The sequence below is a fragment of the Streptomyces violaceusniger Tu 4113 genome (genome assembly GCF_000147815.2).
Taxonomy (GTDB): domain Bacteria; phylum Actinomycetota; class Actinomycetes; order Streptomycetales; family Streptomycetaceae; genus Streptomyces; species Streptomyces violaceusniger_A.
The window spans coordinates 1,994,429-2,009,667 of the sequence record NC_015957.1 but is presented as its reverse complement, the minus strand read 5'-3'; the positions used below and the strand labels follow the sequence as shown (position 1 = coordinate 2,009,667).

The following is a 15,239-nucleotide window of genomic DNA, read 5'->3' as shown; positions in this document are numbered from 1 at the left end:
TCCGGCCCCTACGGTACGTAGCGAGCACGCTACGCACCGGCGCGAAGGCCGTACGGTTCACCTTTGGCTGAAACCGTACGGCGCCGTGTATGGCAAAGGGAGCGGCCCCCGTAGCGGGAACCGCTCCCTCCATGGCGTCCTACTTGGCGCCCGCCGCACCCCGGCGGATACCCAGGCGCTCCACCAGCGCACGGAAGCGCGTGATGTCCTTCTTCGCCAGGTACTGCAGCAGCCGGCGGCGCTGGCCGACCAGCAGCAGCAGACCACGGCGGGAGTGGTGGTCGTGCTTGTGGGTCTTGAGGTGCTCGGTGAGGTCGGAGATGCGGCGCGTCAGCAGCGCGACCTGGACCTCGGGGGAGCCGGTGTCGCCTTCCTTGGTGGCGAACTCGGTCATGATCTGCTTCTTGGTAACGGCGTCGAGCGACACTCGGTACTCCTTGCTCTCGTATCAGCCGCCGAGTGCCCCTGGTCGATGTCTCAGGGGATCTTCCGTGACTCGGGAGGCGGGGTCCGCTGGGCGCTGTCTCCCGAGACTCGAGACCTCCGGGGACGCGTACGCATACGGCCAGCACACAGAGTACCAGCGTCTTGGCGGGGGGTGGGCGGGGGCTGCTCTTGGCGGGGGGCGGCGGGGGCGGGGGCGCCGGTGGGGTGGGGCTAGAAGACGGGCATGGCGGTCAGGGTGCCGGACTGCAGTGCGAACACGCGGTTCCCGGCTGTCGCGAGCCGCCAGCCTCCCTCGGCCCCCGGGGCGTACGGCCAAGCGATGCTTCCGCTGCGGACATCGACCGCCACCACGCCCTGGTCCCCGCGCATGTCGACGGCCGCCCACACACTGCCGCCCTCGGCGACGGGTGCGTCAAGGGGACGGTCGTCGGCCGCGAACGGCAGCGTCCACATCTCCGCCCCGTCATCCGCCCGCCGCGCCGAGAGGTCGCTTCCGTCCACGGCGTACACAACGCCCTTCCGAACGGCCGGCGCGCTCCAGCCGCTCGCGTCCTGCCCGGCGCGGGCCCACTTCTCCTCACCACTCGCCAGGGCGAGTGCCCTCAGGCTCTTCCCCCCGAGGTGGACGACGCCGTCCGCGACGGCGGGGGCGAGGGCGGTGGTGGACCCCTGCTCGTGCGGGCCCCAGGCGGTCCTGCCCGTACGGGTGTCGAGGGCGGCCACGCTGCCGTCGGATCCGTGGATCACCAGGCGGCCGTCGGCGACCGCCGCTTCGGCCGGTGCCCTGGCGGATGTCCTCACGGGCGCCGGGACCGTCCACAGAGTGCTGTGCGAGGTGAGGTCCACGGCGCGTATCCCACCGCCGCGTGTGGCGAGGTACGCCGCGCTCTCGTCGGCGCCGAGCAGCACCGCCGCGTCGGCACCCGGCGCCGACCACCGCTTCCTGCCGTCCTTGGTGCTCAGCGCGAGCAGCGCCCCCTTGGTATCGGCCGTAAGGATGACGTCGTCGGACGCGGCGAGCACGCGGGCGGTGGCGGCGGCAGTGCGTTCGGAGGTCCACCGCCGCTCCCCCCGCCGCACGTCGTACGCGCGCAGAGCACCGCTCGGGATCGCGACGACGACGAGGTCGTGGACGGGCAACGGAGCGGGCAGATCGGTGCCGGACGTCTCTGCGACGCGGACCGGACCCCACAGCGGCTGTGGGGCTGTGCCTTCGTCATAGCGCGCCAGCGGCTCGGCCTCCCAGGGCCGCCCGCCGGCCTCCGCCTCGTCGCCGCGCAGCAGCCACCACGCGATGCCTCCGCCACCCGCCGCGAGCACGGTGCCGCCGGCGGCGAGCGTGCCGATGAGCCGCCGCCGGGAGGGGCCCGTCCGGTCGCCGGGCAGCGCGGCCATGCGCCGGGCATCCGCCTCGCGCCGGGCGATGTCCTGCGCGAGCGGTCCGCTCTTCCAGGCCCGGTCCGCGCCCCGGGGCGGCGCCAGCGCCTGGCCGATCCAGTCGAGACCGGGGCGGCCCCCGGGATCCTTGGACAGACAGGGCTCGATCAGCGGCCGCAGCGCGCCGGGCACCGAGCCCAACTCCGGCTCACCGTGCACCACCTGGTACTGCACGGCGGCCACATGGCCGCCCTCGTAGACCGGCCGGCCGCCCGCCGCGTAGGCGAGGACCACTCCGAGGGAGAACACATCGCCCGCGGGGCCGGTCCGCTGCCCCAGGACCTGCTCGGGCGCGGCGTAGCCGGGGGTGGCGACGGTCTGTCCCGTGGTGGTCAGGGTCAGCCCGTGCTCGGGCCGGGCGATCCCGAAGTCGATGATCCTCGGGCCGCGGGAGGTCAGCACGATGTTGGACGGTTTGAGGTCGCGGTGGACCAGCCCGGCACCGTGGATGTCGTGGAGCGTGCGGACGAGCGCGGCTCCCAACGCCCTTACGGCGGGCTCCTCCAGGGCGCCGTAGCGCTCGACGGCCTGGTCGAGCGTGGGCCCGGCGAGGAACTCCGTGGCGATCCACGGCCGTCCGCCCTCGGTCTGCGCCGCGAGCACCCGCGCCACGCCGTCGCCCCGCACGGCCTGGGCCGCGTGCGCCTCGCGCACGAAACGCTGGGCCATGTGGGGGTCGTGAGCCACTTCGGGCCGCAGTACCTTCACGGCGGCCGTCCGGCCCTGCCCGTCCCGCCCGAGGTAGACCTGGCCCATGCCACCCGCGCCCAGAACGCCGATGAGGCGGTACGGGCCCAGGCGCAGCGGATCGCCGGTGCCGAGGGGTTTCATGACGAAAGGTCTCCTGGTCGATGGGGGCTGGTCGGGATCAACGGGGCCGCGGGACGGCCGGGCGGACCGCGTGCCAGGTCATTCCAGCGGGATGGCGCATACGGTCTTGCCGCTGGTGATGACGACCAGGCCCGCGCGGCGGTGTACCTGCATCACGGAGGCGGATACGCCGTCCTTGTCACCGGAAGGGCCCTGGAAGGTCCACGCCGTGCGATGGGTGCGGAGGTCGACAGCCCTGGCCCATCGGTCCTTCTCCGGCGAGGCGTAGAAGTACTTCTCGCCGACGACCGGGGTGGACTCATAGGCTTCGGAAGCGGTCGCCTGGTCGGCTGCCGCCCTCTCCTGCCACAGCAGCCGCCCGCTCTTCGCGTCCAGGGCGATGAGGCCGCCTCTCCGCTCGACGCTGTAGACCACACCGTCCTTGACGACCGGCGGGCCGTAGTGCTCCATGCTCGGGTCGTAGCTCTCCCCGGATGTCCGTTCGGCGCCGAACCGCCACGCGGTCGCGCCGTCGGTGGTGCGCACTGCGAGAAGCTCCCGCCCACCGGTGAACAGGTGATCATCGGTGACGGCGAAGCACCGGTCCAGGGCGGTCACCGCGTCCGATCCGAGCGGAATCCGCTTCGACCAGCGCTGGTCCCCGCCGCGTGGGTCGATGGAGCTGGCCTGCTCCCCCGAGAAGCGCAGGAGTGAGGCACCGGCGGGTACCGCGGCGATGGGGTCGCTGGTAGCCGCGGCGATGGCTCGGCTCCACCGTCGTTTCCCGGTACGCAGACTGATGGCCTGCCGCTTCTCGCCGCCTTTCGCGTATCCCTCGGCGAACAAGGTGCCGTCCATCACGGCGAGAAGCTTCGGTTCGAGGCCCAAGGAGCCGGTATGAGCGATCGGGGTTTGGAGATTGCCCGTCTCGAGGTTGACGGGAGCGACCGTGGTGGCGCCGCTCCGGTCGTCCGCCTCGCAGGCGAGGAGCCGGTCCCCGTCGACGACGACGGGGACGGTCCGATCGCTCTCGCCCCGTTTTTCGCCCGTCTTCGCGTCCACGCAAAGGAACCCGTTGTCGTGGACGATCACGACATGGTCGCCGACGATCAGGGACTGGACGTCCGTGGTCACCCCGGAGACCGACATCTTCCACACCAGACGTGGCCCCGCACCGGCAGGACGCCGGGTGGAGCGGGGCGTCGCGGCCGTACCGCCGTCGGATCCGTCCGGCCCGAACCAGGCCCAAGCCCCGGCCGCCCCGCCGGCCACGAGCGCACCGCCGCCCACCGCCGCGATCAGCTTCCGCCGGGAGAGTGCGGCTCCCACCCGCCGCGGCCCGGCGGTTTCGGTACGGGGCTCTGCTTGGGGAGCCGGGAGCCTGCCGGGCTGGTCCTCCCATACGGCCGTGCAGCGCCGGGCGATCTCCGCGAGGACCGGGTCCGGCAGGTGGTCCGCGAACCGCCGCAGGTCACCGGCGTGGTCGGTGCCCGCGCGGAGCCGCTCTCCCAGCTCCAGCGTGCCGGGCCGCGCTCCGGGATTCTTGGCGAGACACATCGCCAGCGTCGCCCTCAGCCCCTCCGGCGTCCCGGACAGGTCGGGCTCGGCGTACCGCACCCGGTAGAGCAGATCGGCGGGCTGTCCGCTGCCGAAGGGCGGGCGGCCGGTGGCCGCGAAGACGAGCACTCCGGCGAGGGCGAACACATCGCCCGCGGCGGCGTGTTCACCACCGGCCACTTGTTCGGGCGACATATAGGCGGGCGTTCCGGCCGCCGCGCCCGTACGGGTCAGCCGGTCGTCGCCCGCCGCACGGGCGATGCCGAAGTCGATGACCTTGGGGCCGAGGGCGGTCAGCAGGATGTTGGAGGGCTTGAGGTCGCGGTGGACCACATCGGACCGGTGGAGCTGGGCGAGCGCGTCGCACAGGGCGGCTCCCAGCGCCCGTACGGCCTGTTCGGGCAGCGCGCCGCAGAGCGCGACCGCGTCGTCCAGCGGCGGGCCGAGGACGTATTCGGTGGCGAGCCAGGGCGTCGGGGCAAGGGGATCGGCGTCGATGACCTGTGCGCCGTACTGTCCGCCGATGACGCGTGCCGCGTCGGTCTCCAGTTGGAACCGGGCCCGGAATTCGGCCTGCCCGGCGTACTGGGTGTGCACGGTCTTGAGGGCGACCATCCGTCCCCTGGGCGAGCGGCCGAGATAGACGGTGCCCATTCCGCCGCCGCCGAGCCGGGCGAGAAGGGTGTACGAACCGAGGGCTCGCGGATCGTCGTGGGTGAGAGGAGAGACCATCGGTATCCGTATCAGTCCACTGGCAGTGCGTAGAGGATGGTGCCGTTCAGGACGAGGACGATTCCGGGTGCGACGCCCACGACCTGGCCCGGGACCGCGGCTTGTCGGCCCCTTCCGGCGAGCGCCGACCGCCACCGCAACGAACCGTCCGCCGCGTCCAGGGCCTCGATCTCCGAATCGGTCACCTGGAGGACCGTGGCGCCCGAGTGGCTCACCGCGGTGTCGCCCCTCGTCCACGAGGACTCCAGGGGAGCGGCACTTCCGCGCCGCCAACGTGGCCTGCCGCTGCGCGCATCGACGGCATAGGTGATGGCGCGGGAATCGGTGGCGTAAACCGACCGCCCCTGAGCGGCCGGAGTGCCGGACACTCTTCCCTTGGTCGCGATCCGCCAGCGTTCTTCGCCGCCGGAGATGTGGTACGCCCTGAGCACATGGTCGTCGCAGGAGACCAGGAGATCTCCCGGAGCCACCAGACGCTGCTTGGCGCTCTCGTCCTTCATCCCACGGAACTTTCGGGTCCACAGCTTCCGGCCGCTACGGCGGTCGAGTGCCAGGTACGAGGAGGCGTCCTCGCCGGCGTCGTCCCCTTGGCTCGGCAGCAGCAGCATGGTGCTGGGCCACAGCGCGGTGGTCGTGCCGTCTCCCCGATAGGGAGCGGGAAGCGGGGTGCGCCAGATCTCCTTGCGCCGCACGGAGTCGTAGCAGACCACCGCATGGTCCCCGCTCTCCGCTCCCCCACCGCCATACCTTCTGGTCAGGAACCAGCAGATGTCCTTGACGGCCCCGAGGAATTGGTAGATCGCCGGGCCGTCCACTCCGTCGTACCGCCGCTCCACCCCCTTGATACGGCCCGTGGCGAGCGAGACAACGGAAAAGGCCGAGGTGTCCGGGGAGACGAATGTCCCGTTACCGAGCAGCGTGAGGGCGGACATGGGATAGAGATCTTCGCGCGACCAGATCTTCTTGCCGGTCCGGAGATTCAGCGCGGTCACGGCGTCGGTGGTCGAGACAAGGGCGGTCCTGCCGCGCCAGAGCAGCGGTGTCTGCTGTGGCTCGCTCCCGATGTCGTGGCGCCACAGCGGAGCGGGCGCGATGCCTCGCCGGTCGGATGTCCCGCGCGATCCCGCATCCTCGCCGGCCGCCCGCCAGCCGGCCACTCCGCCCGCCCCGAGCGCGAGGCCGACCGCTCCGGAGAGGCCACCGACGACCAGGGCACGCCGGGAGCGACCCGGCGGCTCGGTGGCAGCCGCCTCCTTGACGGGCGCGGGGGCCCTCACGGGGACCTCCGCCGGATACGCCGCGGCCTGCCTGGCAAGCGCCGTCGCCACGGCGTCGGGCAGACGGCGAGCCGTTTCGGGGGCCGATGCCGCCCGGAGCTCCCGGGTCAGCGCGTCCGGCCGGGGCCGCTGCCCGGGCTCTTGGGCGAGACAGGCCGCGAGCAGTTCCCTCAGCGCTTCCGGCAGTGCCGCGCGCATCTGCTCGGCCACGTCCGGGCGGCCGGTCGCGGCGTAGCAGAGCACGGCGCCCAGTGCGTAGACGTCCCCGGCCGGGCTGGGCCGTTCACCCGCTCGCTGTTCCGGCGGCAGGCTGAAGGCGTCGCCCCCGAGCGGCGTGCCGCGGTCCGGGCCGTGCGGCGTCGCCGCTCGCACCAGTCCGTACCCGGTCAGCCGGGGCCCGTCGGCCATGAGGAGCGTGGCCTGCGGCGATATCCCGGCGTGTACGAGGCCGCTCGCATGCCAGTGCGCGAGGGCGTGAGCGAGGACCGCGCCGAGCGCGCGCACCGTGGGTTCGGGAAGGGGGCCGTCGCAGGCGGCAAGCGCGGCGGGAAGCGGCAGGGCGGGGAAGCAGGCATACGCGACCCAGGGGAGATCCGCGTCGGGCCCGGCGACATCGATCACGGGGGCCGCCCAAGGCCCGGTCAGACGACGGGAGTTCTCGGCCTCCGACCGGAACCGCACCCGGTATCCGGAGTCGTCGGCGAGGGTTTTGTGCGGCAGCATCAGCACCGCCGTGCGGCCGGTGCGCTCGTCCCGGACGATGCGGCGGCGCGCGTCGTCGGCGTGCCCACCGGCGTCCAGCGTGCCGATGACGCGGTACGGGCCGAGCCGGGTCGGTTCGGCCTCTCGCTGCGGTTCCATTCACTCCTCCCTGGCGCCCTGGCTCAGCTCAACGGCAAGGCGTAGACGCTTCTCCCGCTGACCACGACGGCCAGGTCGTCCGTCACGGCCACCCTGCGCCGAGCCACGACGGACCCCTTGTCCGCCGCGGCGCCGAGGTCCATGAAGCGCCACCGCAGGGCACCGTCCTCCGCGTCGAAAGCGTCGACTTCCACGTCGTTCGCCGTGAGCACCGTGCGCCCGGACGGATCCACGGCAGTGTCGGGTGTGCGGGCCCCGGACAGCGTCTTCATCGCGAAGGCGTAGGTGCGCTGCCATCGCACCTCTCCAGTGGCCGTGGAGAGCGCGTGGACCGCGTAGCCTCCGTCCGAGGCGTACACGACGTCGTCGTGCACGACCGGAGCACCGAAGTCGGCGGTATGCCCGGATCCGGCCTCGCCCTTGGCCCGCACGCTCCACTCGGGCCCGCCACCACCGTGCGCCAGGCCGTATCCGCGCAGGGTGGTGCTGACAGCGGCGATGAGGGTGCTGCGGCCATCCGTGGTCACCGGCCGTCCGCCGGTCACGCCCTCATAGGACCGCTTCCACCGCCGCGTCCCCCGCCCCCGGTCGAATGCCAGGAACGTGTCGCCCCGCACGACGAGGGCGTCCTGCGTCAGATACCCCTCGTCGAAGCCGCCGGGCAGGGGGCCACGCCAGAGTTCGTTCCGCCCGGTCAGGTTGTAGGCGATCACGACACGATCGCCGGCTGAGCCGCTCCCCTGGCCGCCCGCCGCGAGCCAGACGGTCCCGCCTTCGGCCGCCAGCAGGGCGGCGTACGGAGTGCGGCCACCCCGCCGGAAGCTCTTCGGCCACCACTGGATGTCGCCGGTGCCGGCGGACAGCGCGGCGAGTCCGTCGCCCGGGACCAGGATCGAATCCTTGCCGACGGACAGAAGCCGTCCCTTGGGCCGGAGTTGGTCCTGTGCCCAGAGTCGCTTGCCCGTATGGAGGTCGACTCCGATGACGGTCGTATCGTTCGCGACGACGGCTACCTTGTCCGCCCAGATGAGCGGGGGGTGGGTCGGTGGCCCGCCGGTCAGGTCATGGCGCCACAGCGGTGTGGGCGGGGCGCCGGCGAGCCGACGGCGGGAGTGGGTGGCCGCTGCCAGTCGCTCAGCCGTGGTGGGCGGCGGCGGGTCCTCGTCAGTCGCCATCCACGTCGCACCGCCGCCGAGCGCGATACCGGCCGTGCCACCGGCCGCCCCGATGAGCAGGGTTCGCCTGGACGGGCGTGCGGCGTCCTGCCCAGACGGACTCCTGGCAGCGGTCACGCCGCCGGACAGGCGGGTCGGCGCGTGCGGGGCGCCGGGCGTGTCCCCCCGGCCCGCGGCGATGAGTTCGGGCGCGCCGGGCGCCTCTCCCGGGCCCGGCGCCCCCTCCTCGAGCGGCGCGTCCGCCGTCGACTCCGCTTCCGCCGGCTCGACCTCCGCCGCCAGCGTCGCCGAGGACTGCTCGGCCAGTGCGACGACCACCGGCGCCGACAGCCAGCCGGGGCTCAGTAACGCCGCCGCCCCGCGGGTGCCCCCGTCCAGCGCGGTCGAACCGGGCCCGCCGGAGGGCACCGGCGCGGGCGGACGCGCGGGCCCTCCGTCGAGGACCGTCGGCGCGGGTCCTGAGGGGCCCACCGTCACGCCCGCCGGCGGCGGGAGCCGCACCCCCCGGGTCAGCCCGTCCGCCAACGCCGCCGCCGTCGGCCGGTCCGCCGGGTCCGGAGCGAGACACGGGAGCACGATGCTCCTCAGCTCCTGCGGCAGATCGCCCGCGTCGGGCAGCCGCCGCCCGGTCACCGCGTACGCCAGGACCGCGCCCAGCGCGTAGACGTCCCCCAGCGGCCGCGGGCGCCCGCCCACCGCCTGCTCCGGAGGCAGGTCGTCCGCGGCCGGCCCGGAAAGCCCCATCCGCGTCTGCCCGTCCGGCCCCGCTGTCCGTACCGCGCCGAAGCCTCCCAGCCACGGCCCGCCACCCGCGACGAACACGGTCCCCGGCGTGATCCCCGCGTGGGTGAGGCCTGCCTCGTGGATCTCTGCCAGCGTCTCGGCCAGAGCCGCCCCCAGCGCACGTACTGTCCGGACCGGAAGCGGCCCTCCGCACACCTGCAACACACTCGGCAGGGGCAGCATCGGACGGTACGGAAACGCGCTCCAGGGGAGGTCCGACGCGCTGCCCGAGATCTCTACGGGGGTGAGACAGGCAAGCGGCCGAGCGCCGCCGAGCCGCCGTGCGTTCTCCGCCTCCGTCAGAAAACGGCCCCGATACGCCGCGTCGTCGGCGAGCTCGGCAGACGGCGTACTGATCAGCACCGTGCGGACGCCACCGGCACTGCGGGCGAGGAAGAGGCGGGCGGCCGCCCGGGGGCCGTCATCACCAGGAGCCAGCCTGGCGATGAGGTGATAAGGCCCAAGCCGCCGCGGATCGTCCTCGCTCAGCGGCTCCACCCACGCCTCCCGAACTCCTCGGTCAGCCGTACGGTGGACGGCCCTCCCGGATGAGCGGCGAGGCCCTCAGCCACTGGTCAGGCTCCGTGCCGAGCTGTAGACGTCCAGCACGGCGAGACACAGGGGTACCAGAGAGAGCAGGAAGGCGCTCTCGGCCAGGTCGGACAGACGTCCCCAGAAGGGTGACAGGCCCTTCTTCGGAATGACCAGAGCGACGCCGATGATCAAGCCTGCGCCCACGGTCACGGACACGGCGAGCCAGATCGTCCGGATGTCCAGCGGCCCACGGTCGTTCTCGGTCAGGAGCTTGAGGACCGCGTCGGCCGGCGGGTTGAGCGACAGCCCCAGTACGAGCAGGGCCAGGGCGAGCAGCCCCGCGCCGAAGACGGCGGCGACCTGGGCGGTGTAACGGAAGAGGCGGGCACGCAGCAGCATCGCCAGACCGGCCGCGAGCGCGAGAAGCTGCGCCCACACGCCCTCGGAGAAACCCAGCACCGCGGCGGCACCCACGACGACGGCCGAGCAGCCGCCGACCATGCCCAACAGCATCTCGTGACCGCGCCGGGTCTGGGCGGCGATGCGGTGGATGTCGAGGGGCTCGGCGTCGGGGCCGGCGTCGAGGTCATCGGCCGACGAGCGGGGCGCGTCGTAGCCGATGGGCAGACGGGCGACGCGAGCCGACAGCCCCGGCAGGAAGGCGATCACTCCGATCGCGACGACGGCGCACACGGCGGCCGTCTCGGTGGCGCCGGCGTCGGTGAGGATCTCGCAGAAGGTGGCGAGGGTCCCGACACTCGCCGCGAACACGGCGGCGACGAAAGGAGCGTCGCCACTGGGCATGACGATGACCAGGACGGCCGAGCCGACGAGCACGGTGACGCAGCCGAGCAGGAACTGGAGTCGTCCGACGCCGTCTCCCGCGTCCAGGGCCATGATCCCCGACCCGGCGATCATGAGATGGGGAAGGGCGGCCATGCCGAGGGCGATGGCGGAGGCGCGGTCCTCGTACACCCGCGCCCGCACGCCGGCGAGGGCGGTCAACAGCACGCCGACGGCGGCGGCGATGATGCCCGGGAGGCCGTGCATGTCGTGCTTGACGGGATCGGCGAACCAGAGCACGAAGCCCATGAGGATGAGGAGCAGCGCCCCTCCGAGCAGCCCCGCGGCTCGGAGGAACCGGTCGTTCCACAGCGTGCGGTCGCGCGTGACCGCGGAGGCGATCGCATCGGACACATCGTCATAGACGGCGGGCGGCAGCGACTCGGCGAAGGGCCGCAGAGCCAGCAGTTCCCCGTCCAGGATCTGCTGGGCCAGGAGAGAGCGGCTGCTGTCCAGGACGTTGCCGTCGCGTCGCACCAGGTGATACCCGGTGGGAGCGCCGGGCGGCTGCGTCTGCCCCGTCAGGCGCAGGATCTCCGGGTAAACGTCGGCGACAGGGATGTCCTCCGGGAGAGCGACATCGATCCGGCTGTCGGGCGCGACGACGGTCACCCTGCAGAAACCGGTTGTTGCGGACGTACTCACGTGTAAGGCCCCCTGGTTCGGTCTGCGACATCGCCGGTGTCATGCGCGCGGCGGCCACCCTACCGGGGCTCTGGAGCTGATACGTCGATAGGATCGCTGACTCGCGGAGGGAGGCCGTCGCCACGGGGGTGCCGGACGAGAACTGTCCCTCCGTGTGGAGGGATGAGGGATCCGGTGAGCCAGGTCGTCGTCAAGCGCCAGCCAAGGGCTCTGCCGCCCGAGGTGCCGACCGAGGAACTCCACCTCGAGCCACCCCCGGAACTGCCGCGCGGGCAGCAAGAAGGCATGCTCATGCAGCTGCTGCCGACGCTCGGCATGGGTTCGTCGATGGTCTACTTCTTCATGCCGGGTGCCGCCCCGATGATGAAGATCATGGGCGTCATGATGATGTTCTCCACGCTCGGCATGACCATCGCCATGATCACGCGGCATCGGCAGGGCTCTCAGGGCCAGCGGGCGGACATGCGCCGCGACTACCTCAAGTACCTCGCGCAGACGCGCCGGACCGTACGGCGCACGGCCCAGCGGCAGCGCGACGCCCAGTTCTATCTGCACCCCGCCCCGGAGCAGCTCTGGTCGATCGTCGCCGAGGGCGGCCGGGTGTGGGAACGGCGGCTGACCGACCACGACTTCGTGCAGGTGCGGCTCGGGCTCGGAACCCAGCAGCTCTCCACACCCCTGATAGCCCCCGAGACCGCCACCGTGGACGGGCTGGAGCCGCTGACGGCAGGCGCGATGCAGCGTTTCCTCGCGACCCAGGGGTCACTGGACAACCTGCCCATGGCGGTGTCGCTGCGCGCCTTCTACCACATGACCGTGTCCGGAGCTCCGGAGCAGGTGCACGGCATCGCCAGGGCACTGATCGCCCAACTGGCCACCCTGCACTCGCCGGAGGACCTCGTCATCGCGACGGTCGCCTCGCGCGGCGCGGCGGAGCAGTGGGAGTGGACGAAGTGGCTCCCCCATGCGCAGGTGCCGGGGTCCTTCGACGGCGCGGGCTCGCGGCGGCTGTTCGGCGACTCCCTGGCCGAGGTGGAGGAGCTGCTGAGGGGGCGGCTGGAAGGCCGTACCCGCTTCAGCAGGGACGGGCAGCCGCTCCTCGACCAGCCGCAGCTGGTGCTCGTGCTCGACGGCGCGATGGTGCCGCCGGACTCGGCGTTCGCGGCGGCCGAGGGGCTGCAGGGCGTCACCGTCATCGAGGTCGTGGCGGGCGAACTCGACGAGCCGCGCGGCGGTCTGTCGATCGTCGTACGGCCGGGCAGGCTGCAGCTGGAGTCGCAGGTCGCCGGGTACGACGGCACACCCGACTCGCTGTCCGTGGAGGCGGCGGAGGCGCTCGCGCGGCAGCTCGCGCCGCTGCGCATGGGCGGGGACGACGACGATGAGCCGCTGCTGGCCAACCTGGACTTCACCGAGCTGCTGGGGCTGGGCGACGCCGGTTCGGTGGACGTCTCCCGTACCTGGCGGCCCCGCTCGCTCGCCGAGCGGCTGCGGGTGCCGATCGGGGTCTCGGAGGACGGCTCCCCGGTCATGCTGGACCTGAAGGAGGCGGCGCAGGAGGGTATGGGCCCGCACGGTCTGTGCGTCGGCGCGACGGGCTCGGGCAAGTCGGAGCTGCTGCGGACACTGGTGCTGGGGCTGGCGGTCACGCATTCGTCCGAGACCCTCAACTTCGTCCTCGCGGACTTCAAGGGCGGCGCCACCTTCGCGGGCATGTCGGAGCTGCCGCACGTGGCCGCGGTCATCACCAACCTCGCCGACGACCTGACGCTGGTCGACCGCATGCGCGACTCGATCACCGGTGAGCTGCAGCGTCGTCAGGAGCTGCTGCGTTCGGCGGGCAATTACGCGAACATGCACGACTACGAAAAGGCGCGGGCGGCCGGAGCCCCGCTGGAGCCCCTGGCATCACTCGTTCTGGTGATCGACGAGTTCAGCGAGCTGTTGACGGCGAAGCCGGACTTCATCGAGATGTTCATCCAGATCGGCCGAATCGGCCGATCGCTGGGTGTGCATCTGCTGCTCGCCTCGCAGCGGCTGGAGGAGGGCCGCCTGCGCGGCCTGGAGACGTACCTCTCCTATCGCATCGGTCTGCGCACCTTCTCCGCCGCCGAGTCCCGTACGGCCCTGGGCGTGCCGGACGCCTACCACCTTCCCCCCGTGCCCGGCTCCGGCTATCTGAAGTTCGGTACCGATGAGATGACCCGCTTCAAGGCGGCGTACGTCTCCGGCACGTACCGCACGGCCCCCGCGCAATTCGACAGCGCGTCCCTGCCCGTCGAACGCCGGCCGGTGCTGTTCACGGCCGCCCCGGTCCCGGTGACCTACGCCGCCCCGGATCCGGCGAGGCTGAACGCCCCGGCTCAGCCCGAGGACGCACTGGCCGAGACGGTCCTGGACGTCATCGTGAGCCGTCTGGAAGGCCAGGGGCAGCCCGCCCACCAGGTCTGGCTCCCCCCCCTGGACGAGGCGCCGTCCATGGACGAGCTGCTGCCGCCGCTGGCCCCCACCCGGGAGCGGGGTCTGCAGTCGGCGGACTACGCCAGGCCGGGCGGTCTTGTCGTCCCTCTGGGCCTCATCGACAAGCCGTTCGAGCAGCGGCGCGACATCCTCTACCGCGACTTCTCCGGCGCCGCGGGCCACATGCTGGTGGTGGGCGGCCCGCAGTCCGGCAAGTCCACTCTGATGCGCGCCTTGGTCACGGGCTTCGCTCTCACCCACACCCCTGCCGAGGTGCAGTTCTACGCACTCGACTTCGGTGGCGGCGGTATGAATGCCATCGCGGATCTGCCGCATGTGGGCGGGGTCGCCTCCCGCCTGGACCCGGAAAAGGTACGGCGGACCGTCGCGGAGGTCTCCGGGGTTCTCGCCCGGCGTGAGGAGTACTTCCGCGCCAAGAACATCGACTCCATCGGCACCTACCGGCGCCAGCGGGCGGCAGGACAACACGCCGACCAGGGCTGGGGCGATGTCTTTCTCATCGTCGACGGCTGGGGCAACTTCAAGGCCGAGTACGAAATGCTGGAAGGCATCGTCACCGACATCGCCGGCCGAGGACTCGGCTACGGCGTCCATGTCGTCATCACCGCCTCCCGCAACATGGAGGTCCGCGCGTCGCTGAAGGACCAGCTGCTCAACCGGCTGGAACTGCGTCTCGGTGACACGATGGACTCGGAGTTCGACCGCAAGGTCGCCGCGAACGTCCCGGCCGGCGTCCCCGGCCGAGGTCAACTCCCTGAAAAGCTGCACTTCATGGGCGCTCAGCCGCGAATCGACAAGGGCCACGACCCCAATGGCATGACGGACGCCACGGCCGAACTCGTCCGTGCGGTCAGCGCCGCCTGGTCCGGCCCGCCCGCCCCGCGCGTGCGGTTGCTCCCGCGCAAGCTCCGCGCGGACGAGCTCCCCAAGGGCTTCGAATACCCGCAGCACGGCATCGCGATCGGCATCGACGAGACAAACCTGGAGCCGGTATTCATCGATTTCGAGACCGACCCGTTCTTCGTCATCTTTGGTGAAAGTGAGTCGGGCAAGACATCGCTGATCCGTCTGATCGCCAAGCAGATCATCGAGCGGTACGGTCCGGATGAAGCGAAGATCGTGGTCGGCGACTACCGCCGTTCCCTGCTCGGGGTCATCCCCGACAGTCATCTCCTCGAGTACGCTCCGATCGCGTCCGCACTCGAACTCCATGCCAGTGCGCTGAACGGCCTGATGGAGCGACGCGCTCCCAAGCCGGACATCACCCCGCAGCAGCTCCGCGACCGCAGTTGGTGGAGCGGCCCCCAGTTCTTCGTCATCATCGACGACTACGAGCTGGTCTCCACCAGCAGCGGCAACCCGCTGGCAGTCCTGACCGAGAACCTGCCCTTCGCCCGCGACGTCGGCATGCGCTTCATCATCGCCCGCAATTCCGCAGGCTCCTCCCGTTCGATGTTCGAGTCCTTTATGCAGCGCGTAAAGGAGCTCGGCGCCCAGGGCATGGTGCTGTCCGGCGACCCCGGCGAGGGCGACGTCTTCGGCGGAGTCCGCCCACGGCCCATGCCGCCGGGTCGTGGCTTCTTCGTCTCGCGTAAGCGTGGGGTGCCGCTGACCCAGGTGGGGTGGCTGCCGGAGCAGTAGCACTGAACGTGGTGGG

7 protein-coding genes are annotated in these 15,239 nt (G+C 71.9%); 1 reads left to right on the top strand and 6 read right to left on the bottom strand.

The annotated features are described in order from the left end of the window. Positions 1 to 139: 139 nt before the first annotated feature. From rpsO to eccD, 6 genes are all read right to left on the bottom strand, one after another. On the bottom strand, positions 140 to 427 hold the full coding sequence (rpsO, locus tag STRVI_RS08910; RefSeq protein ID WP_014055308.1) for a 30S ribosomal protein S15: 288 nt from the start codon (positions 425 to 427) through the stop codon (positions 140 to 142). A gap of 230 nt (positions 428 to 657) precedes the next feature. Continuing rightward, positions 658 to 2,715, bottom strand: a complete 2,058-nt coding sequence (locus STRVI_RS08905) for a protein kinase domain-containing protein (protein ID WP_014055307.1) — start codon at positions 2,713 to 2,715, stop codon at positions 658 to 660. A 78-nt stretch (positions 2,716 to 2,793) separates the two neighbouring features. Next, complete coding sequence (locus tag STRVI_RS08900; protein WP_014055306.1) at positions 2,794 to 4,983, bottom strand: protein kinase domain-containing protein; 2,190 nt, start codon at positions 4,981 to 4,983, stop codon at positions 2,794 to 2,796. 11 nt (positions 4,984 to 4,994) lie between these two features. After that, positions 4,995 to 7,121 carry a PQQ-binding-like beta-propeller repeat protein gene (locus STRVI_RS08895; protein ID WP_014055305.1) on the bottom strand — a complete coding sequence of 709 codons (2,127 nt, stop codon included), beginning with the start codon at positions 7,119 to 7,121 and terminating at the stop codon, positions 4,995 to 4,997. A 23-nt stretch (positions 7,122 to 7,144) separates the two neighbouring features. Next, positions 7,145 to 9,577 carry a PQQ-binding-like beta-propeller repeat protein gene (locus tag STRVI_RS46200; RefSeq protein ID WP_014055304.1) on the bottom strand — a complete coding sequence of 811 codons (2,433 nt, stop codon included), beginning with the start codon at positions 9,575 to 9,577 and terminating at the stop codon, positions 7,145 to 7,147. A gap of 66 nt (positions 9,578 to 9,643) precedes the next feature. Beyond that, positions 9,644 to 11,101, bottom strand: coding sequence for a type VII secretion integral membrane protein EccD (gene eccD / locus STRVI_RS08885; RefSeq protein WP_014055303.1), 1,458 nt, complete (start codon positions 11,099 to 11,101; stop codon positions 9,644 to 9,646). Between the two features lie 174 nt (positions 11,102 to 11,275). Between eccD and STRVI_RS08880 the strand changes: the two genes are divergently transcribed. Beyond that, complete coding sequence (locus STRVI_RS08880) at positions 11,276 to 15,223, top strand: type VII secretion protein EccC (RefSeq protein ID WP_014055302.1); 3,948 nt, start codon at positions 11,276 to 11,278, stop codon at positions 15,221 to 15,223. Positions 15,224 to 15,239 lie beyond the last annotated feature (16 nt).